We start from the raw sequence: 20,987 nt of genomic DNA on the forward strand, positions 1-20,987 counted from the left end.
AGGGAGAGAGTTGGAAAAGCTTCAGCAATATCTAACAAAGGTTAAAAAGCTGCTGGAACTAACCTTTTTTAGAATCCTTTTGTTTATTTTTCTTGGAATTGTCATGTTCATTGCCATGTTCAGTAATGTGAAGCCGGAAAAAATGGACCTAAGCTTATTCTCAGTTGCTGAACAAACAATCCGATCCCCCATCACCATTGAAGATAAGGCAAGTACGGAGAAGAAGAAAAAAGAAGCAGCTGACCATGTTCAAGATGTCTATGTTGTTAAAAAAGAAATTGCTCAAAACCGGGTTGACCTAATTACATCTATATTTGATTCAGCAACCGAGGTCAATGATGAAATTCAAGATGAAATTGATGCAAAACAAAAAGAAGCTGAACAAAGAGATGGCGAGAAGAGTGAGATCCCGAATATTACAGAACCCTCTCCTTCGCAAAAGTCAGCAAAAATGAAGGAAAAATTAACAGAGGATGTCACAAGGGAAATTTCAGATCAGACGCTCCAGGCACTAGTACAGGCATCTAAAGAGGACCTAACAATTGCCAAAGATCTAACGGTTACAGCCGTTCACAATGTGATGAACAGAAGAATTCCCGCAGATGAAGTGGAAAATTCAAAGCGGCGTCTGGAAGAAGAGCTAAGGTATACAAGTCTTGGTTCGGGATTAAAAGCAGCGGCGATTGAATTGGGAAGATACGCCATTTATCAGAATGAATTTTATGATCCGACTGCTACAGAAGAAATGCGCCAGCAGGCTGTAGAAAGTGTAGAGCCTGTAAAGATTCTTCAGGGGCAAATAATCGTTGAAGAGGAACAATTAATCAGCCGTGAAATATACAGGCAGCTGGAGCTTGTCGGTCTTCTCGATAATAATAATTCCATTCAGCCTTTTGTTGGATTAACATTAATCATATTCATTATTCTGTCTGCGCTGTACTATTATTTTAACGAGCTAAGGGCAAAGCCTGAGTTAAAGCAGAGCTTCATGCTTTTATTTAGTTTAATTTTTGCTATATCGATACTGATTATGAAAGGTGTCAGCCTATTTCCGGACTATCGGTTCCTGGATGCAAGCTACATATTCCCTGCTGCCATGGGCGGAATATTAATTCGAATCTTGATTAATGAGAGAATTGCCGTCTTGTTTACCATTATCATGGCCATTTGCGGAAGTGTAGTGTTCAATGAAGGGATTACAGGATCCTTTAACGTCTCTTCTGCCATTTATATCATGTGCAGCGGCCTTTCGGGCATTATCTTTTTAACAAAGCAGAAGTACCGTTCAAAAATCCTGCAGGCAGGAATGTTTATTTCCGGAGTGAATGTAATTGTCATCTTTGCACTTGTTCTATTAACAAATGGTCAATATGATGGGCTTGAATATAGCATCTACTTTGTAACTGGCATTGGATCAGGTATTTTGTCAGCTGTTCTCGCTGTGGGACTTCTGCCATTTTTTGAGGGAGGCTTCGGTATTCTCTCGACAATGAGACTGATTGAGCTGTCAAATCCAAATCATCCATTATTAAGAAAAATCCTGACGGAGGCTCCCGGCACGTATCATCATAGTGTTATGGTTGCCAATCTGTCAGAATCTGCCTGTGAGGCAATCGGGGCAAATGGCCTTTTAGCCAGAGTGGGCTGCTATTACCATGATATTGGAAAGACAAGGCGTCCGCATTTCTTTATAGAAAATCAGATGAACATTGAAAATCCGCATGACAGGCTTCCGCCGCAGACAAGTAAAAATATTATTATAGCTCATGCGGCAGATGGGGTGGAAATGCTCAAGAAACATAAAATGCCAAAGGAAATTGTTGATATCACTGAACAGCATCATGGAACAACACTCCTTAAATTTTTCTATCATAAGGCCCAACAGAACGGCCTGGATGTAAAAGAAGCAGACTATCGCTACCCAGGGCCAAAGGCACAGTCCAGAGAATCTGCTGTTGTTGGCATTGCAGACAGTGTCGAAGCAGCCGTAAGGTCTATGTCGAACCCGACACCGGATCAAATTGAAAAACTGGTCCGCAATATTATTGCAGACCGGCTTCAGGATGGACAGCTGAATGAATGTGATTTAACACTTAAGGAATTAGAGACTGTGGCTAACTCTTTTTGTGAGACATTGAACGGTATCTTCCATTCCAGAATTGAATACCCAGAAATGACAAAACAGAAGGTGAAACAAGCATGAGTTTAAGTATTGACTTTACTGATGAAACAAGTGAATTAACAGAAGAGCAAATTTCCTTTGTTGAAAAACTGCTTATTTTTGCAGCGGAAAGTGAAAGGATTGAGGAAGAAAGCGAGCTCTCCGTCACTTTTGTCACTAGTGAAAAAATAAGGGATATTAATAGAGAATACCGTAATAAAGACAGTGAGACCGACGTCATTTCTTTTGCATTGGAGGAGATGGGAGAAGGGGAAATGGAGCTGGTTGGTTTAGATATGCCAAGAGTGCTGGGTGATATTATCATATCTGTGGCAAGAACCCGCGAGCAGGCTGAGGAATATGGACATTCCTTTATGCGTGAACTTGGGTTTTTGGCTGTGCATGGGTTTTTGCATCTCCTTGGCTATGATCATATGGAACCTGAAGAGGAAAAAGTCATGTTTTCCCGCCAGAAGGAAATATTAGATGAATTTGGACTCTCGCGATAAAAAGTATCCGCTCATTTCATCCTTTAAATTTGCCTTTGCAGGAATAAAAAAAGCCGTTCTCGAAGAACGAAACATAAGAATCCATTTAACTGTATCTATTCTTGTGATTTTTGCAGGAGTCTGGTTTTCTATTTCTGCTATTGAATGGATACTAATTCTTTTTGCTATTGGCGGCATGCTGTCTTTAGAAATGCTTAATTCAGCGATTGAGCGTGTGGTGGATCTTGCTTCAAAGGAAATTCACCCGCTTGCCAAAGCGGCTAAGGACATGGCAGCAGGAGCCGTGCTCATCTACGCCATCATGTCTGTGATTATTGGCTTAATTATTTTTTTGCCAAAGCTGTTTTAAAAAAATTCAACAGTACCTGCTAACTGGGTCTGACAAGGTCAGACCTTTTCTATTTGTTTTTTTAGTCAATCATTGTTAAAATGACTAAACAAATTTAATCTGCTAAGGAAGATTAAGGAATTCTAAATTTATTTTTAGAAAATTCAAATATTTATATTACATTTTTGCAACAATGACTGTATTTTGTGACAGAATGAGGTAAAATAAATGTAAGCGGTACCCATATCGGAAAGGAAGACAAATGTTGAAAGTACAAGAACTAATTGATGAAGCAAAAAAAGCAAGAGAACGGGCATATGTCCCTTACTCAAAATTTCCGGTCGGAGCGGCATTGTTAACAGATGATGGAAAGATTTATCATGGTTGCAATATTGAAAATGCTGCTTATAGCGTTTGTAATTGTGCCGAAAGAACAGCCATTTTTAAAGCTTATTCTGAAGGGGATCGGCAGTTCACTGCCATGGCTGTTGTTGCGGACACCGATCGGCCTTGTTCTCCGTGCGGAGCCTGCCGGCAAGTGATTGCTGAATTGTGCCCGAAGGATATGAAAGTAGTCCTAACAAACCTAAAAGGAAATATTCTTGAATTAACGATAGAAGAATTGCTGCCAGGAGCTTTTTCACCGGAGGACTTAAATGAATAAGACAACACAAGGATACAAATCAGGGTTTATCTCAATTATTGGACGCCCTAATGTAGGAAAATCCACTTTTTTAAATCGTGTAATCGGACAAAAGATTGCTATTATGAGCGATAAGCCGCAAACAACACGAAACAAGGTGCAAGGTGTACTAACAACGGATGATGCTCAATTGATTTTTATTGATACACCAGGCATTCATAAGCCAAAACATAAACTTGGCGATTTCATGATGAAGGTTGCGCAGAATACCCTAAAGGAAGTCGACTTAATTTTGTTTATGGTAAATGCAGCCGAGGGATTTGGCCGCGGAGAAGAATTTATTTTAGAAAAATTCCAATCAGTCAAAACGCCTATTTTTCTAGTTATTAATAAAATTGACCAGATTCATCCTGATGAACTGCTCAATGTCATTGAATCTTATAAAGAAAAATACAGCTTTAGTGAAATCATTCCTATTTCTGCCTTAGAAGGAAATAACGTGGAGCGATTGCTGGAGCAAATAAAGACCTATATTCCGGAGGGACCGCAATATTATCCTCCAGACCAAGTAACTGATCATCCTGAACGGTTCATAGTATCTGAGCTGATTAGAGAAAAAGCATTGCATTTGACCAGAGAGGAAATCCCCCATTCTCTTGCTGTTCTGATTGATAAAATGGAACGCCGCGATGATAAAGATATGATACATGTTATGGCAACCATCATCGTTGAGCGTGATTCGCAAAAGGGAATTGTTATTGGGAAACAAGGCAAAATGCTGAAGGAAATTGGAAAGCGGGCACGGCTCGATATTGAAAATCTCCTGGGATCAAAAGTGTTTTTAGAGCTTTGGGTAAAGGTACAAAAGGATTGGCGCAACAAAATGTCTCAATTAAGAGATTTTGGCTTTAGGGAAGACGAATATTAAAAATAGCCTATATGGTTATTGTCCCGCACTATCTACTGTATTTAAAATGCCAATAAATTATGTCCAATTTTTATTGACAATATTTTCTCTAATGAATTTTATAATGACAGGCCATGATAATGTTAAGGATTTGGGATAAGTAAGTGTTTTAGCACCAGATGTTGCTATAAAAGAATTGCGTTTAAAAACGGAAAGGTGGGGTTTCAATGATTGATTTTACCTGGAAGGTATTTTCGCAGACAGGTAATATTGACACATATCTTCTTTTAAAGGAGTTAGAAAAGGAAACTCAAGATTTAACCGGAAGTCATGACGCAGAATCAGCAGAGGTAGACTTTCCCATCTCATAGGTTTGTCACAGTATAGGGATGGTGGCATGGATGCTTGAAAAATGTGAAGGCATCGTTATTAGAACAACAAACTATGGTGAAACAAATAAAATCGTTACTCTATATACCCGCGAATGGGGGAAAGTTGGTGTGATGGCGCGAGGGGCTAAGAAGCCAAACAGCAGACTCGCTGCTGTCACCCAGCTTTTTACATATGGCTACTTTTTAGTACAGAAAAGCAATGGGCTTGGGGGAATGCAGCAGGGGGAAATGATCACCCCAATGCGTTCAATCAAAGAAGATATTTTTCTTACTGCATACGCTAGCTACATCATAGATCTTCTTGACAAGAGTACAGATGAAAGAAAACCTAATCCTTTTTTATTTGAACTTCTTTACCAAACGCTAAATTTAATTAATGAAGGCTATGATGCAGAAATCATTGTTCATATATTTGAAATGAAGATGCTTAATACATTAGGCCTATATCCTGTTTTAAATCAATGTTCCGTTTGTGGAAACACAGAGGGACATTTTTCATTTTCCATTCGCGAAGGTGGCCTAATCTGTCATCAATGTCTGGAAAAGGACCCCTATCATATCAAAATTTCTGAGGCAGCCGTAAAGCTTCTTAGGCTGTTTTATTACTTTGATCTATCAAGAATCGGAAATATATCTGTAAAGCCCGAGACAAGAGCAGATCTTAAAAAAGTTATTGATGCATATTATGAGGAATACTCCGGTCTAAATTTAAAAACCAAGAGGTTTCTAAATCAAATGGGGAAGTTCGGAGAAATGCTGTAATAGCTGTTATATCGCTTAATATTGACAATTGATTTTATTTCCGCTATGATTCAAACTATCAATGAAGTAAATAGCTGCAAAGATGGAGAGGAGTACTTAGCCCACTCAATGGTAGCGACCCTGGGGCGGTGAAAGCCGGGGATTGAACGTTAAGGAAGGCGCTCTTGAGCAGTATAGTAATAAAGTGGCTGCATATGCAGCAAATAGGGTGGAACCGCGGGTAACTCTCGTCCCTATGCTTTCAGGCATAGGGATGGGAGTTTTTTTGTTTTTATTTTTAATTGTGTTAAATGATTTTATTGTTTAACAACTCAGTTGATTGGAGTGGAGGGCGCGAAGACTCCTGTGGGAGTACGGGACAGGGGAGACCCCGCAGGAGCAAAGCGACGAGGAGGCTCCCCGGGCCGCCCACGGAAAGCGAAGCGCCCGGAACGGAAATCAACGGCCAAGTTTTACAAACCTTTAAACATGAAAGGAAGGGTACAATGAACATTCAAAACATGATTTTAACCCTGCAAAAGCATTGGTCAGATTACGGCTGTATTTTAATGCAGGCCTATGACGTCGAAAAAGGTGCCGGCACAATGAGCCCGTACACATTTCTAAGGGCTATTGGACCAGAGCCGTGGAACGTGGCTTATGTCGAGCCATCACGCCGCCCAGCCGACGGACGTTATGGTGAAAACCCGAACCGCCTGTATCAGCACCACCAGTTTCAAGTCATTATGAAGCCATCACCGGATAACATCCAAGAATTGTACTTAGATTCTCTTCGCGCTCTCGGTATCGATCCGCTTGAACATGATATCCGTTTTGTTGAGGATAACTGGGAGAATCCATCTTTAGGGTGTGCCGGTTTAGGATGGGAAGTTTGGCTTGATGGAATGGAAATTACTCAGTTTACATACTTCCAGCAAGTTGGAGGAATTGAGTGTAAGCCAGTTTCAGTAGAAATCACATATGGAATCGAACGATTAGCTTCCTATATTCAGGATAAGGAAAATGTCTTTGATCTTGAATGGACAAATGGTTTTACGGTTCGTGATATCTTTGGCCAGCCTGAATATGAACATTCAAAATATACTTTTGAAACCTCTGATACAGAAATGCTGTTTAATTTATTTAATGTTTACGAAAAAGAAGCACATAGACAAATGGAAGAGGGACTTGTGCATCCTGCCTATGATTATGTCTTAAAGTGCTCCCATACCTTTAACCTTTTAGATGCGAAAGGCGCAATCTCTGTGACTGAAAGAACAGGATACATTGCGAGATGCCGGAATCTGGCGAGAAAAATCGCCAAAACTTTCTACGAGGAGCGGGAAAAGCTTGGATTCCCTATTTTAAAAGCAAAGGAGGAGAAGTAATGATGGCAGCAAAAGATCTTTTATTAGAAATTGGCCTGGAAGAAATGCCGGCAAGATTTGTTACAAGTTCAATGGAGCAGCTGTCAGACAGAATACGTGCATGGCTGACTGAACACAAAATTTCATTTGAAAGCATTTATGCTTTTTCATCGCCAAGACGCTTAACCGTGCTTGTTGAAAGTGTAAATGAAGTTCAAGAGGATATTCACGAAGAGGCTAAAGGTCCTGCAAGGAAAATTGCTCTTGATGAAAATGGTGAATGGACAAAGGCAGCAATCGGCTTTTGCCGCGGCCAGGGGGCAAGTGTAGAGGATATCTTTTTTAAGGAAATTAACGGCGTTGAATATGTTCATGTAAATAAATTTATTCAAGGCAAAGAGACCTTTGGTTTGCTGCCTGAACTTGAGAGTATTATCACATCCATGACCTTCCCGAAAAATATGCGCTGGGCTGATTCTGAACTAAGATATATCCGCCCGATTAAATGGATCATTGCATTGTATGGCAAAGAGGTTATTCCATTTTCGGTTGCTGGTGTTGAAACCTCTAACTGGACTATGGGCCACCGATTCCTCGGCGGAAAAATCGAGATCAATGAGCCAAAGGACTATGAGAAAGCACTTCTAGAGCAATATGTAATTGTTGATCCGGCAGAAAGAAAGAGCGGCATTCGTTCTCAGCTCGAAAAAATTGAAGAAGAAAATAATTGGGTGATCCCAGTTGACGAGGATCTTTTAGAGGAAGTAACGAACCTTGTTGAGTATCCAACAGCACTTTATGGGCGTTTTGAGGAGGAATTTTTAGAGATTCCTGACGAGGTTCTCATCACATCCATGAAAGAACATCAAAGATATTTCCCGGTTAAGGCAGCTGATGGCAAGCTTCTTCCATTCTTTGTCACTGTACGCAATGGCGGCCATGAACATCTAGAAACAGTTGCAAGAGGAAATGAAAAGGTGTTGCGTGCAAGATTATCTGATGCGGACTTTTTCTATAAGGAAGATCAAAAGATCGCCATTGAAACATCACTGAAAAAGTTAGAGTCAATTGTCTATCATGAAGAAATTGGAACACTTGCTCAAAAGGTTGAAAGAGTAAGAGGGCTGAATAATAAATTGGCAGAGATGCTTGCTTTTTCAAGTACAGAAAAAGAAGATGCAAATCGCGCAGCAGAAATTTGCAAATTTGACCTTGTGACAAATATGGTATATGAGTTTCCTGAGCTGCAAGGCTTTATGGGAGAAAAATATGCACTGCAAAAAGGTGAAAGCAAGGCTGCTGCTGCTGCAATCAATGAGCATTACATGCCAAGAAATGCTGAAGACCACACACCAGAAAGCAATGTAGGGGCGGCACTGTCAATTGCCGATAAAATGGATACAATTGCCTCCTTCTTTGCTATTGGAATTATTCCTAGCGGTTCACAGGATCCATATGCATTGCGGCGTCAGGCAACAGGAATTGTACAAACCCTGTTAAATAAAGATTGGAGCATTGCTTTAGAAGATATTATGGCGGAATCATTAGCTCTAATTGAAGACGCTGGGATTCTTAAAAAAGACAAAGCTGAAATAGAGCAGGAAATAATAACCTTCTTTAAATTAAGAATTAAACACATTTTACAGGAAAAGCATATTAGACATGACCTGATTGAAGCTGTTTTAGCAAATCAAATTGGCTCTTTGCCATCACTTGTGAACAAAGCCGAGATCCTTGAATTAAGCAAAGACGAAGAGGGATTTAAGGAAAATATTGAAGCGCTCAGCCGTGTCTTAAATATATCCTCTAAAGCGGAAAAAGCAGAAGAGGTGAATCCTGATCTGTTTGAAAATGAATTTGAACAGCAGTTATACAAACAATTTTTGGCAGTTAAAGACCAAATGGTACAGAAAGTGTCAGATAAAGAAATGTTTGATCTTCTCATTTCGCTTAAGCCAGCAATCAGCCTGTATTTTGACAACACAATGGTTATGGCTGAAAATGAAGATGTCCGCAAAAATAGGCTGAGTCAAATGGCTGCATTGGCAGACATTATTAAGACATTTGCAAACGTAAATGAAATTTTAGTGAAATGATTTTAGGCAAGGCAAGGGTCCAAAAGCTTGTGGCTCTTGCCCATCTTTTTTAGCGGTAAGCAGTTCGTCAAGGGTCTCTCCTAAGCAATTATTCTTTTCATTTTTTTGAATTAGTATATAATAATAAATATAATAGTATGTCACTTATATGTTTATTTATTTATAAACATTATTTGCTTAGGTGGTGAGACGATGGAACTCAATAAAAGACAGGAAAAAATCTTAGAAATTGTGAAGGAAAATGGCCCAATAACAGGGGAACACATTGCAGACAGATTAAATTTAACAAGAGCAACGTTAAGACCTGACCTGGCTATTTTAACGATGGCCGGCTTTTTAGACGCAAGGCCGCGGGTTGGCTATTTCTATACAGGAAAATCTGGTACTGAGCTTTTATCTGAAAAACTAAATAAATTGTTTGTAAAGGATTACCAATCCATTCCGGTAGTAGTGAACGAAAATGTCTCTGTTTATGATGCGATTGTGACGATGTTTCTTGAGGATGTAGGGACGCTTTTTGTTGTGGACGAGATTTCATCCCTTGTTGGCGTTCTTTCGCGAAAGGATTTGCTTCGAGCAAGCATTGGCAAGCAGGAATTGACGACAATTCCCGTCAATATTATTATGACTAGGATGCCTAATATTGCCATGTGTGAAAAGGACGACCTCTTAACAGATGTCGCCAGGAAGCTAATTGAGAAACAAATAGATGCGCTTCCTGTAGTAAAAGAGACTAAAGCGGGATTTGAGGTAACTGGGAGGATTACAAAGACCAATCTTACTAAGGCATTTCTTGCGCTTGCAGAAAATGAATAGGATCCGAGAGGATGGTGTGAAAATTGCAAAATAAACCAATCATCTACGTTGTTTCTGATTCTGTTGGGGAAACGGCAGAGCTTGTCACAAAGGCAGCGGTAAGCCAATTTAATGGGAGCGGAATGACGCTAAAAAGATATCCATACGTAGAGGATAAATCACATATTGATGAAGTTATTTCGCTTGTTAAAATGGACAATGGCATGATTGTCTATACACTTGTTAAACCGGATATGAGGAAATATATGGATGAGCAGGCTGAAAAGGAAGGTATTTATGCATGCGATATCATCGGACCATTAATGGACAAGATGCAGTCCTTATATGGGAAAACGCCTCTATTTGAACCGGGGCTTGTCAGAAAATTAGATGATGATTATTTTAAGAAAATAGAAGCAATAGAATTTGCCGTTAAGTATGATGACGGCAGGGATCCGAGAGGGATTCTTAAGGCTGATATTGTTCTTGTCGGGGTATCAAGAACTTCTAAAACTCCGCTATCGCAATACCTTGCCCACAAACGGATTAAAGTTGCCAATGTTCCGCTTGTGCCGGAAGTAGATCCGCCAGAGGAACTGTATCTTGTTCCGCCTGACAAATGCATCGGCTTAAAAATAAGTCCGGAAAAGCTGAACCAAATTCGCAGAGAGCGCTTAATTTCACTAGGTCTAAGCGACAGTGCAAGCTATGCCAGCATTAACCGGATTAAAAATGAACTTGATTATTTTGAGAAAGTCGTAAATAAAATTAAATGTCCGGTTATCGATGTAACAAACAAAGCAGTCGAAGAAACAGCAAACCTAATATTAAGCCAATACTATAAAAGATTGCCGAAAAGATAGCACATAATTATTTATGTGCCTTTTTTTTCTATATTCAATTTAAGGCTCGTAAAGGCCCCCCAGAAAGTAAAGCGCCAGTGGCGGAAACCAGCAGTTTTTTTTGAGTATCAAAAGTTCATAAATAATTTATTTTTAGCAGATATATTTTTCCCTCTTTTGCGTAAAACAGTAAAGGAGGATTTTTTCTGCACTAAAAAAGCAAAAAATAAGGTAAAAGTAATAGAAAAACGCTATTTTTTATACTATAATAAAAAATTGTGATAAAAATGTTATAGATTAGGTTTAGAGTTCAATGTGAACGAATAAACTATTTATTGTGAGAAGTCAAGGTTATGTCCTAAAAAAAATTCGACAAAAACATTTTATGATAGGAAAAAGAACTATTGAAAAGAAGGAATATGCGGAGTGATGTAGAATAATTACAACATCGGGCAGGACGAGAATTATGGTTATGGTTGTTGCAGGTTCATGTCCAGTAAAAGATGAAATTGTCGAAATCGCTTCAAAATATCAAGATGAAGCACTAGATATGAGATTTTTATCTGCTAAAGAAAGGCGGAGAGGGAAATATGGAAAAGGCCCTTAGCCGTACAGCCGAAAAGATCTTGAAAGATTTATAAAGGAATTAACAAAGATTTTGTCGAATTTTGAAGGAGTTTGACGGTTTATATCGAATATGTCATGTGTAAATTTTAGTGAAGGAGATTACGCGCATGGCAGAGCGCATCGCAGATGAGAAAATAAACGAAATCCGGCAGGCTGTCGATATTGTCGATGTGGTTGGCGATTATGTCCAATTGAAAAAGCAAGGCCGCAATTATTTTGGACTTTGTCCCTTTCACGGAGAGAACACACCCTCATTTTCAGTCTCGCCAGATAAACAAATCTACCATTGTTTTGGATGCGGTGCTGGTGGAAATGCCTTTTCATTTTTAATGGATATAGAAGGCTGCTCTTTCCAGGAAGCAGCAGTAAAGCTAGCTGAAAAAGGCCATATAAAGCTTGAAATCAGTTCGCCTTCTATAAATAATCCTTCATCTGTTTCTCCAGAAATTAAGCAAATGATCGAGGCTCATGAGCTATTACGTAAATTTTACCACCATTTGCTAATTAATACAAAGGATGGTCAGAATGCTTTGGACTATTTGCTTAATCGCGGATTTACAATGGAGTCGATTGAGAAGTTCCAAATTGGCTATTCCCTTAATTCTTGGGATTTTGTGTATAAATTTCTGGAAAAAAGGAAATTCCCTTTAAATGTAATGGAAAAGGCCGGGTTAATCATAAGGCGCGATGATGGAGGATATTTTGACCGTTTTCGCGACCGCATCATGTTCCCGATAGTTGACCGAAATGGCAATACGATAGCTTTTTCAGGGAGGGCAATGGGCGATAATGAACCCAAATATTTAAATAGTCCTGAATCAGCCATCTTTAATAAAAGTAAAATTTTATATAATTTCCATTTAGCAAGACCGCTTATAAAAAAGAAACAGCATGCTGTTCTTTTCGAAGGTTTTGCAGATGTAATATCTGCTGACCGCGCCGGAATTGATAATGGTGTTGCGACAATGGGCACATCATTAACCGACGATCATGTGGCTGTTCTAAGAAGGAATGTTCAGTCAATAACAATTTGCTATGACTCTGATAATGCTGGGATTGAGGCAGCGTTTAGAGCAGGCAATTTGCTTTCAAATGCTGGATGCCAGGTTAGAGTTGCAATAATGTCAGATGGCTTGGATCCTGATGAATACATTAAGCAGTATGGAGAAGATAAGTTTCGCCATGAAGTGATTGAGGAAAGCTTAACATTAATGTCCTTTAAGCTTCTTTTTTATCGGAGAGGAAAAAGACTTCAGGATGAAGGAGATCGGCTCCTCTATATCGAAGAAGTATTACAGGAAATAAGCAAGCTGGATAATGCGGTTGAAAAAGACCACTACATCAGGCAATTAGCTTCCGAATTTTCGCTGTCATTGGAAGCATTAAAAGAACAGCTCCAGCAATTTTCCCAAGCGGAAAAAAGGAAGAATCGAGGAGAGGCACAAAGGGCTCCCGTCAATGCCAATCTGCTGAGGGCAAAGCAGCCGAAACAGCTGAAGCCAGCCTATTTTACAGCAGAAAGAATGCTGATCGCGCATATGCTAAAAAGCAGTGATATCGCCTTTAGGATTCAGGAAAGCTTAGATGGCAACACATTTAACATAGATGAACATCAGGCCATTATTACCTATTTGCTAGGCTATTATGAAGCTGGCCACCCCCCTGATGCGAGTGCATTTATCAATTATCTCAATGATGAACGGCTCAAAAAAATCGTGGCTGATATCGAAATGATGAGCGTAAATGATGAGATAAGCGGGCAGGAATTAGCGGATTATTTGAAACAGGTGTTTAATCATCAAAAAATGTTAAAGATAAAAGAAAAAATAGCAGAACAAAAGGAAGCAGAGAGGAATAAGGATTTCGAAAAAGCTGCCTTAATCGCAATGGAAATTATCCAATTGCGAAAGTCTTTGTAAGGATTGTGTGTGACTTTGGAAGGAGGGGTACATATGGCTGAAAAATCAGCTCGATCAAAAGAAGTTGATTCAGAACTAACCCTAGAGCAAGTGAAGGAACAATTGATAGAAACAGGAAAAAAGACAGGTGTTCTCGCCTATGATGATATAGCAGAAAAAATGAGCCATTTTGAACTTGACTCTCATCAAATGGATGAATTTTATGAGTTTCTAGGTGATCAGGGGGTCGAGCTTGTTGGCGAAAGCGACGACGATGCTGATGATGTCGATCCGAAGGAATTAGCAAAAAATGAAGAGGAGTTTGACCTCAATGATTTAAGCGTACCGCCAGGAATCAAAATTAACGACCCTGTGCGTATGTATCTAAAGGAAATTGGACGTGTCGATCTCCTATCTGCTGATGAAGAAATTGCTCTGGCAGAACGCATTGAACAAGGCGACGAAGAAGCAAAGAGACGCTTGGCCGAAGCAAACCTGCGCTTGGTGGTAAGTATTGCCAAGAGATATGTTGGACGCGGCATGCTTTTCCTTGACCTCATTCAAGAAGGTAATATGGGTCTTATTAAAGCTGTTGAAAAATTCGACTACCGTAAAGGCTTTAAATTCAGTACCTATGCAACATGGTGGATTCGACAAGCGATCACAAGGGCCATTGCTGATCAGGCTAGAACCATCCGGATCCCTGTTCATATGGTTGAAACAATCAACAAATTAATTCGTGTCCAGCGGCAGCTGCTGCAGGATTTAGGGCGTGAACCATCTCCAGAAGAAATTGCAGAGGATATGGATTTAACACCAGAAAAGGTTCGCGAGATTTTGAAAATTGCTCAGGAACCTGTTTCTCTTGAAACACCGATTGGTGAAGAAGACGATTCCCATCTTGGTGATTTCATCGAAGATCAGGATGCAACTTCTCCATCAGAGCATGCTGCCTACGAGCTGTTAAAGGAACAGCTGGAAGATGTTCTTGATACCTTAACCGATCGGGAAGAAAATGTTCTTCGCCTTCGTTTTGGACTGGATGATGGCCGTACAAGAACGCTTGAAGAGGTCGGCAAGGTGTTCGGCGTCACACGTGAGCGAATTCGCCAAATTGAGGCCAAGGCGCTCCGTAAATTAAGACATCCAAGCAGAAGCAAGCGGTTAAAAGACTTTTTAGAATAGGGATTGCTAGAAAATAGTTTACTTCTTACAATAGAGGTAAACTATTTTTTTTGCAAAATCAACCAATTGTTTGTGCTCAGAATGGACGTGTTTATGTTGAATGAAACGAGAAAGAAAATCATTGTAAACGAAATTAACTACTGGAAAAAGAACCGGATGCTGCCGGAGCAGTACTGCAATTACCTATTGGCTTTATATACCGAAGGGCATTCAGATGATGAATCAGAAAAAGAAGTCCGCAGGAAAAAGTTCTGGAACAGTCAATTTCTCTTTTTTCTCCTTGTTCCTTTGAATCTGTTTTTAATTCATTTTACTGAATTGTCTATAACTTTGCAAATTCCATTTTCGCTTTTTTTGGCGTTATTCGGAATTTTATTTGCTTTTTACTATTCTAAAAAAGGGAAATCATTTCAAATTCCGTTGCTTGTCTCGGGGTTGAACATTCTGGTTTCTTCTGCTTTTTTTATGGCTGAGATCTTCCCGAATAATAATGAAATGCTTTATATGATCATCTTTTTGAATTGTGCTGTATGGCTGTTTACCGGCTGGAAATTTAGACTTCCTTCCTTCTTAATTTCTGGTATCCTTGCGGTTGTTTTTGTTCTTGCAGCTATTTTTATATAGCTTTATTTTTTAAAAATTTTTAAATGTTGTGAAAATTACATCACCTCTTTTATAATAGATATGAAAGCGTATTCAAAGGGGGATGTTAAATGAATTTTGATTTGACAGCAGAACAGGAAATGCTTTTAAAGACAATCCGGGAATTTGCCGATGAAGAGGTTGCGCCGGGTGCTTTGGAAAGGGACAGAACGAAAAAGTTTCCGCTTGAAGTGTTTAAAAAACTGGCTGACCTTGGCATGATGGGATTGCCTTTCCCTGAGGAATATGGCGGTGCAGGAGCAGATACAATGAGCTTTGCCATTGTCACTGAAGAATTAAGCCGTGCCTGCGGCTCAACCGGGATTACTTATTCTGCTCATATTTCATTGGGAGGTGCCCCTTTATATTTATTTGGAACGGAAAAACAAAAGCAAAAATACCTAGTTCCTATTTGTACTGGAGAGTCTTTCGGAGCGTTTGGCCTGACAGAACCAGGGGCAGGATCTGATGCTGGAGGAACAAGAACGGCAGCAGTTGAAAAAGATGGGGAATATGTAATTAATGGGAACAAATGCTTTATCACAAATGCAAGTTTCGCGAAACACCTGGCTCTCACAGCAGTAACAGGTGAAAAAGACGGCAAAAAGGAAATTAGCGCAATTATTGTGCCTACGGATACAAAGGGTTTTAGAGTTATTGATAATTACGAGAAGATGGGGTTAAATGCTTCAAATACTACCGAACTTGTCCTAGAAGATGTTCGGGTGCCGACTGAGCACTTGCTCGGTAAAAAAGGCGAGGGCTTTAAACAGTTTCTCATTACATTAGATGGCGGCCGTATTGGGATTGGGGCCATGGCTGTTGGAATAGCCCAGGCAGCGTATGAGAAGGCATTGCAGTATGCCAAGGATAGAAAGCAATTTGGCCGGTCTATCTCCAACTTCCAGGCCATTCAATTTAAATTAGCAGACATGGCGATGAAAATTGAACTTGCCCGAAATATGGTCTATAAGGCTGCCTGGCTTAAAGACCAAGGCAGGCCGTTTGGCAAAGAAGCTGCCATGTGTAAATTATACGCCTCGGAAATTTGTATGGAGGTTGCTGATCAAGCCGTACAAATTCATGGCGGTTATGGTTATATGAAAGACTATCATGTGGAAAGATATATGAGGGATGGTAAGCTATTAGAAATTGGGGAAGGCACCTCTGAAATTCAGCGAATGGTTATTTCAAGGCACATTGGTGCTATTTAAGGAGAGGCTGTAAGCTAACAATAGAGAGCCCCATCCATTTTGAGATGGGGACTTTTTGTTTTTTCACTAAGACAGTATTTAGGCTTAAATATTGATTTAAACTGCTTAGTTGATTGGAGCGCCTGCAGCGGAAATCAACGGCCAAATTTAACAGGGCTTTCACAAAAAAGACATAAAATATGTCGGAAATGTGAATTTGATATGACAAAAATGTCTTAGGGTCTTTTCCTTCTCTCATTTTTGAAGTAGAATAGAGATTGTTTGTATAAATACTTAGTGAAAATGAGATGTTCTTACATAAGGAGGTTTAAACATGAAAAATCCAGTAGTGCCGTACATCATTATTTTCGCATTTGGTATCGTTGCAATGTTCTTAATGTCCTTCAAAGGACTAGGCGATGCTCAAGAGCTTGCTGCTGAAAAAGAGGGCGGAGCTCCAGCACAAGAAGAAACAGTTGCCGCAAGTCCGGAAGAAATCTATCAAAAAAGCTGTATTGGTTGCCACGGTGATCAATATCAAGGTTCAGTCGGACCTGCTTTAACAGGTGTTGGCGATCGTCTGTCACAGGATGAAATTGCTAATATCGTTGTCAACGGTAAAGGTGCAATGCCTCCAGGACTTGTTCCTGAAGATAAAGCACCAGAAATGGCTGCATGGCTAGCGGAAATAAAATAATTAGAAATAGAGAGCTTCCAGGCGTCCACTTTAGGCTGCGCCTGGAAGCTTAGACATTTCTCGAAGTAACAATACCTATAATTTTTTGAAAAAGTAGAAAGTCCTTTGCATCTGTAAAGGACTTTTTTTATACTAGCTTAAAAGCGGGGCTTGCCTTTAATGCATTAACGCACTGGGGGCCTGACCCCCAATGGATTAATGCGTTAAAGCGGCGGGGGCCTGACCCCCGGTGCTTTAATGTGGAAAAGTGGTGGAGCAGATGAATTCTGATAAGTTGTCACAGCGTTTGGAGGCTGTTGCTAAATACATACCAATAGGGGCACGGATGGCAGATATAGGCTCGGATCATGCGTATTTGCCGTGTTATGCTGTTAAGAAAGAGATTGTCCCCTTTGCTGTTGCCGGAGAGGTAGTTGAGGGCCCATTTCAGTCTGCTAAAAAGCAGGTTCAGTCAGAGGGTCTGGAAAACCAGATTGACGTGCGCAAAGGGGATGGACTTGCAGTCATCCAGCCAGGTGAGATTGACTGTGTTACCATTGCAGGCATGGGTGGCGCGCTGATTGCTAGTATTTTAGAGGATGGAAAGGAAAAGCTTTCATCTGTTGAAAGACTCATTTTGCAGCCTAATATCAGTGCAGTAACTATCCGCCAATGGATGAAAGATAACGGCTGGGAGTTAAAAGAGGAAGAAATCCTTGAAGAGGATGGAAAGATTTATGAAATCCTTGTAGCTGAAAAAGGAGACCCTGTTAATCCTTATAAGGATTTTAATAAGGAATCATTATTTGGCCCGTTTTTGATGAAAGAAGGTTCAAAGGTTTTCCGTAAAAAATGGCAGGGTGAAATGGAGAACTGGCAAAGGGTTCTAGCACAGCTTGAAAAGGCTGCAGATACAAAAGAAAACCAGCAAAAAAAGGAAGAGCTTATCGAAAAGATTAAATGGCTAAAGGAGGAGCTAGAATAGTGAAAAAACCGAATGGTCATGAAATCATCCAGTTATTTGAGCAATTTTCCCCGAAAAGCTATGCCATGGAAGGGGATAAGATTGGTTTGCAGATTGGCAGGCTAAATAAGCCTGTAGAAAATGTCATGGTAGCTCTCGATGTCCTGGAAGAGGTTGTAGACGAAGCGATTGAAAAAAATGTGCAGCTGATTATTGCTCATCATCCGCCGATCTTTCGCCCATTAAAGGCAATCGCAACGGATACGCCTGCAGGGAGAATCATTGAAAAGCTAATTAAGCATGATATTGCTGTTTATGCCGCACATACAAACCTTGATGTGGCTGCAGGCGGTGTCAATGACATGCTGGCAGAAGCCCTAGAACTTACTCATACGGAGGTTCTGTATCCCACGGCTGAAACAAAATTGAAGAAGCTAGCTGTATTCGTGCCAAAGGAAAATGCTGATGCACTTAGAAAGGCTTTAGGAGATGCGGGAGCGGGAGCAATTGGTAAATATAGCTATTGCACGTTCTCTGCTGCCGGTACTGGCCAATTCCTTCCTAATGAGGAGGCAGACCCTCACATTGGATCACAGGGCATTCTAGAATCTGTTCAAGAAGAAAAAATAGAAACCATCTTTCCTGAGCATTTGGAAAAAAGAATCCTATCTGCCATGTTTAAGGCACATCCATATGAGGAAGTGGCTTATGATATATATCCCCTTGAGAATAAAGGGGAAACATTGGGTCTTGGCCGTATTGGTGAAATAAAGGAAATGACATTAGCTGAGTTTGCCCAGCATGTAAAGAAGACACTGGATGTCGAGGGAGTACGCGTGGTCGGAGACCTCAATGCCAAGGTAAAGAAGGTTGCTGTCCTTGGCGGAGACGGAAATAAATACTTCAGCACAGCTAAATTTAAAGGTGCTGATGTTTATGTAACAGGCGATATGTATTACCATGTTGCCCATGATGCTATGATGATGGGCCTAAACATTGTCGACCCTGGCCACAACGTGGAAAAAGTTATGAAAAAGGGCGTCACCAGCCAAATGAAAAAAATGTTCCAGGAAAAGGGATATGACGTCAGGATCTTCCCGTCAGACCTTAACACGGATCCCTTTACATTCCTTTAAAACGCTGGGGTTGGGCCCCGAAATTAAAGGCAGTCCCTCAGTACATGAATAGTACAGAAGGACTGCCTCTTTTATTATTTTTTAGTTTTTATTTTTGGCAGGATTTTGCTTAAAGGCACTTTTTTCTCAGTTACCCAAGTGCTTTCGTCATTTGGATCAAATTGTTCAATAAAAGAAATGACCTCTTTAGTAATCGGTGTTGGTGTTGATGCGCCAGATGTAACACCAACGGATCCAGCATTTCTTATCCACTCAATATCAAGCTCTGATATATCGCCAATCCGGTAGGCCTTTGTGCCAGCGATTTCTTCAGATACCTGTGCCAGACGGTTAGAGTTATTGCTTCTTGGATCACCTACAACTATGACCACATCTGCTTCGCCTGCTTGGCCGGCAACCGCTTCCTGACGGATCTGTGTCGCATTGCAGATTTCATTATGGAATTGGGCATGAGGGTATTTCTCTTTGATTTCATCCATAACATGCTTGACATCCCATTGGCTCATAGTTGTCTGATTGGTTACTACGATTTTTTCACTGTCAAGGTTAAGGGCGTTTACATCCTCAATCGTTTGTACGATATGAACATGTTCTGGTGCAATGCCGATAGCCCCTTCTGGCTCTGGATGCCCCTTTTTGCCAATATAGATAATTTCGAACCCTTCTTTTACCTTTTCTTCAATTAACACATGGGTTCTTGTTACATCAGGACAAGTGGCATCAATTGTAATAAGGCCTTTTTCTTTCGCTAATTCCCGAACCTGCGGGGAAATACCATGCGCGGTGAAAATAACCGTACCCTTATCAACCTTTTCGAGGATCTCAAGGCGATTATTGCCATCAAGCGTAATGATTCCTTCTTCTTCAAAAGCATCCGTGACATGCTTATTATGAACGATCATTCCAAGAATATAGATTGGACGCGGCAGTGATTTATCTAGAGCTGCATTTCTTGCTATAACCATCGCATCAACAACCCCATAGCAATAGCCCCGGGGTGAAATCTTAATTACTTGCATGTATATTAAACCTCCCAAAGCTTTTTAGGTGTGCGTACTAATTTGATTATAAAAATAAAACCCAAATACTATTATAAAGGAAATAGGTTAATAATAATACCAAAAGGCTGTAAGAGAATGATTGATGCCACAAATAATTTTTACCAAAATAAAAAGAATGCTCAGAAGCATTCTTTAAATGTACAGCTTTGGCATTGATGTGCCTCTATCCTCTTTTTCATCAGACTCCTGAACTGCTGGGTCAATCTCGACCTTTTTCTTTTTTGTTTTACTGGCGGGTGCTTTCTTAACAGATGATTCTGATTTAGCTTCAGTGGATTCCTCAGCTGGTGTTTCCTCAGTATCGCTGCTTAACCCTTTATAAATTCTCCACATAGCGGGGATATTTTTTACAATGGGTCCATACTGCTGAATCATCGGGCCAATTTGCTGTGCTGTGCCTAATACCTTTTGCGTGTTAGTTAAAAAACCGCTAATCGCTTGTGGATTAGTTAAAGAGCGTAATAATCCGCCTCCGGCTTGAGACGGATTAGCAGCACCGCCTAAAGGAAATCCGGCAGACGCTGGACCTCTCATTCCATTCGTGTTTCTCGCACCGCCGCCTAATAGCCTTGAAAGCAGACCGCCGCCTTGACGCTGTCTCATCGGTCCTTGGGCTTGCCGAAGACCGCCGCCTTGACGCTGTCTCATCGGTCCCTGGGCTTGCCGAGGACCGCCTCTTGGCCCAGGCATCATTTGCGGACGTGGACTGCCCATTGGACCAAAAGGACTGTATTGGGCTGGCGGACCATGCATAGGACTCCTGAACTGACGGGGATGGGGCAAGGAGCCGCGGTATGGCATTTGTGGACCATATACCATGACAT

The 20,987-nt window shown here is 40.5% G+C and carries 21 protein-coding genes and 1 other annotated feature; of the genes, 19 read left to right on the forward strand and 2 right to left on the reverse strand.

What is annotated here, in order from left to right:
• Positions 1 to 10: 10 nt before the first annotated feature.
• The 19 genes from AC1Q59_RS10560 (at position 11) to AC1Q59_RS10650 (ending at position 19,102) form a co-directional block, all read left to right on the forward strand.
• A complete protein-coding gene (locus AC1Q59_RS10560; protein WP_492365790.1) occupies positions 11 to 2,203 on the forward strand; it encodes an HD family phosphohydrolase in 2,193 nt (730 codons plus the stop codon).
• Positions 2,200 to 2,670: an rRNA maturation RNase YbeY gene (ybeY, locus tag AC1Q59_RS10565; protein ID WP_492365791.1), complete on the forward strand. Its 471-nt coding sequence runs from the start codon at positions 2,200 to 2,202 to the stop codon at positions 2,668 to 2,670. Before AC1Q59_RS10560 ends, ybeY begins: the two co-directional genes overlap by 4 nt.
• Positions 2,648 to 3,019: a diacylglycerol kinase family protein gene (locus AC1Q59_RS10570; RefSeq protein WP_492365792.1), complete on the forward strand. Its 372-nt coding sequence runs from the start codon at positions 2,648 to 2,650 to the stop codon at positions 3,017 to 3,019. The genes ybeY and AC1Q59_RS10570 overlap by 23 nt, the downstream gene beginning before the upstream one ends.
• Positions 3,020 to 3,260: 241 nt before the next feature.
• Positions 3,261 to 3,662 carry a cytidine deaminase gene (locus AC1Q59_RS10575; protein ID WP_492365793.1) on the forward strand — a complete coding sequence of 134 codons (402 nt, stop codon included), beginning with the start codon at positions 3,261 to 3,263 and terminating at the stop codon, positions 3,660 to 3,662.
• A complete protein-coding gene (gene era / locus AC1Q59_RS10580) occupies positions 3,655 to 4,569 on the forward strand; it encodes a GTPase Era (RefSeq protein ID WP_492365794.1) in 915 nt (304 codons plus the stop codon). Before AC1Q59_RS10575 ends, era begins: the two co-directional genes overlap by 8 nt.
• A gap of 206 nt (positions 4,570 to 4,775) precedes the next feature.
• Positions 4,776 to 4,919 (forward strand): YqzL family protein, encoded by a 144-nt coding sequence (locus tag AC1Q59_RS10585; RefSeq protein ID WP_492365795.1) that lies wholly within the window; start codon positions 4,776 to 4,778, stop codon positions 4,917 to 4,919.
• Between the two features lie 30 nt (positions 4,920 to 4,949).
• Complete coding sequence (recO, locus tag AC1Q59_RS10590; RefSeq protein ID WP_492365796.1) at positions 4,950 to 5,702, forward strand: DNA repair protein RecO; 753 nt, start codon at positions 4,950 to 4,952, stop codon at positions 5,700 to 5,702.
• Positions 5,703 to 5,772: 70 nt separating this feature from the next.
• Positions 5,773 to 5,940: a binding site (T-box leader), on the forward strand.
• A gap of 247 nt (positions 5,941 to 6,187) precedes the next feature.
• A complete protein-coding gene (gene glyQ / locus AC1Q59_RS10595; RefSeq protein ID WP_492365797.1) occupies positions 6,188 to 7,069 on the forward strand; it encodes a glycine--tRNA ligase subunit alpha in 882 nt (293 codons plus the stop codon).
• Positions 7,070 to 7,071: 2 nt separating this feature from the next.
• A complete protein-coding gene (gene glyS / locus AC1Q59_RS10600) occupies positions 7,072 to 9,144 on the forward strand; it encodes a glycine--tRNA ligase subunit beta (protein WP_492366080.1) in 2,073 nt (690 codons plus the stop codon).
• A gap of 192 nt (positions 9,145 to 9,336) precedes the next feature.
• Positions 9,337 to 9,960, forward strand: coding sequence for a transcriptional regulator CcpN (gene ccpN / locus AC1Q59_RS10605; RefSeq protein ID WP_492365798.1), 624 nt, complete (start codon positions 9,337 to 9,339; stop codon positions 9,958 to 9,960).
• A gap of 23 nt (positions 9,961 to 9,983) precedes the next feature.
• Positions 9,984 to 10,802, forward strand: coding sequence for a pyruvate, water dikinase regulatory protein (locus AC1Q59_RS10610; RefSeq protein WP_492365799.1), 819 nt, complete (start codon positions 9,984 to 9,986; stop codon positions 10,800 to 10,802).
• A gap of 445 nt (positions 10,803 to 11,247) precedes the next feature.
• Positions 11,248 to 11,388 (forward strand): hypothetical protein, encoded by a 141-nt coding sequence (locus AC1Q59_RS10615; RefSeq protein ID WP_492365800.1) that lies wholly within the window; start codon positions 11,248 to 11,250, stop codon positions 11,386 to 11,388.
• A gap of 127 nt (positions 11,389 to 11,515) precedes the next feature.
• Complete coding sequence (gene dnaG / locus AC1Q59_RS10620; protein WP_492365801.1) at positions 11,516 to 13,327, forward strand: DNA primase; 1,812 nt, start codon at positions 11,516 to 11,518, stop codon at positions 13,325 to 13,327.
• 33 nt (positions 13,328 to 13,360) lie between these two features.
• Positions 13,361 to 14,491, forward strand: coding sequence for an RNA polymerase sigma factor RpoD (gene rpoD / locus AC1Q59_RS10625; RefSeq protein ID WP_492365802.1), 1,131 nt, complete (start codon positions 13,361 to 13,363; stop codon positions 14,489 to 14,491).
• 93 nt (positions 14,492 to 14,584) lie between these two features.
• Positions 14,585 to 15,115 (forward strand): hypothetical protein, encoded by a 531-nt coding sequence (locus AC1Q59_RS10630; RefSeq protein ID WP_492365803.1) that lies wholly within the window; start codon positions 14,585 to 14,587, stop codon positions 15,113 to 15,115.
• An 89-nt stretch (positions 15,116 to 15,204) separates the two neighbouring features.
• A complete protein-coding gene (locus AC1Q59_RS10635) occupies positions 15,205 to 16,347 on the forward strand; it encodes an acyl-CoA dehydrogenase family protein (protein ID WP_492365804.1) in 1,143 nt (380 codons plus the stop codon).
• 313 nt (positions 16,348 to 16,660) lie between these two features.
• Positions 16,661 to 17,023: a cytochrome c550 gene (gene cccA, locus AC1Q59_RS10640; protein ID WP_492365805.1), complete on the forward strand. Its 363-nt coding sequence runs from the start codon at positions 16,661 to 16,663 to the stop codon at positions 17,021 to 17,023.
• A gap of 259 nt (positions 17,024 to 17,282) precedes the next feature.
• The gene (locus AC1Q59_RS10645) at positions 17,283 to 17,987 is read left to right on the forward strand and encodes a tRNA (adenine(22)-N(1))-methyltransferase (RefSeq protein ID WP_492365806.1); all 705 of its coding nucleotides are present in this window, start codon (positions 17,283 to 17,285) and stop codon (positions 17,985 to 17,987) included.
• On the forward strand, positions 17,987 to 19,102 hold the full coding sequence (locus AC1Q59_RS10650) for a Nif3-like dinuclear metal center hexameric protein (protein WP_492365807.1): 1,116 nt from the start codon (positions 17,987 to 17,989) through the stop codon (positions 19,100 to 19,102). Before AC1Q59_RS10645 ends, AC1Q59_RS10650 begins: the two co-directional genes overlap by 1 nt.
• Positions 19,103 to 19,176: 74 nt before the next feature.
• Here AC1Q59_RS10650 and AC1Q59_RS10655 read toward each other — a convergent pair whose 3' ends face one another.
• The gene (locus AC1Q59_RS10655; RefSeq protein ID WP_492365808.1) at positions 19,177 to 20,121 is read right to left on the reverse strand and encodes a 4-hydroxy-3-methylbut-2-enyl diphosphate reductase; all 945 of its coding nucleotides are present in this window, start codon (positions 20,119 to 20,121) and stop codon (positions 19,177 to 19,179) included.
• A gap of 174 nt (positions 20,122 to 20,295) precedes the next feature.
• Positions 20,296 to 20,982 carry a VrrA/YqfQ family protein gene (gene vrrA / locus AC1Q59_RS10660; protein ID WP_492365809.1) on the reverse strand — a complete coding sequence of 229 codons (687 nt, stop codon included), beginning with the start codon at positions 20,980 to 20,982 and terminating at the stop codon, positions 20,296 to 20,298.
• Between the last annotated feature and the right edge of the window lie 5 nt (positions 20,983 to 20,987).

The sequence above is a fragment of the Cytobacillus sp. MT66 genome (assembly GCF_058792595.1).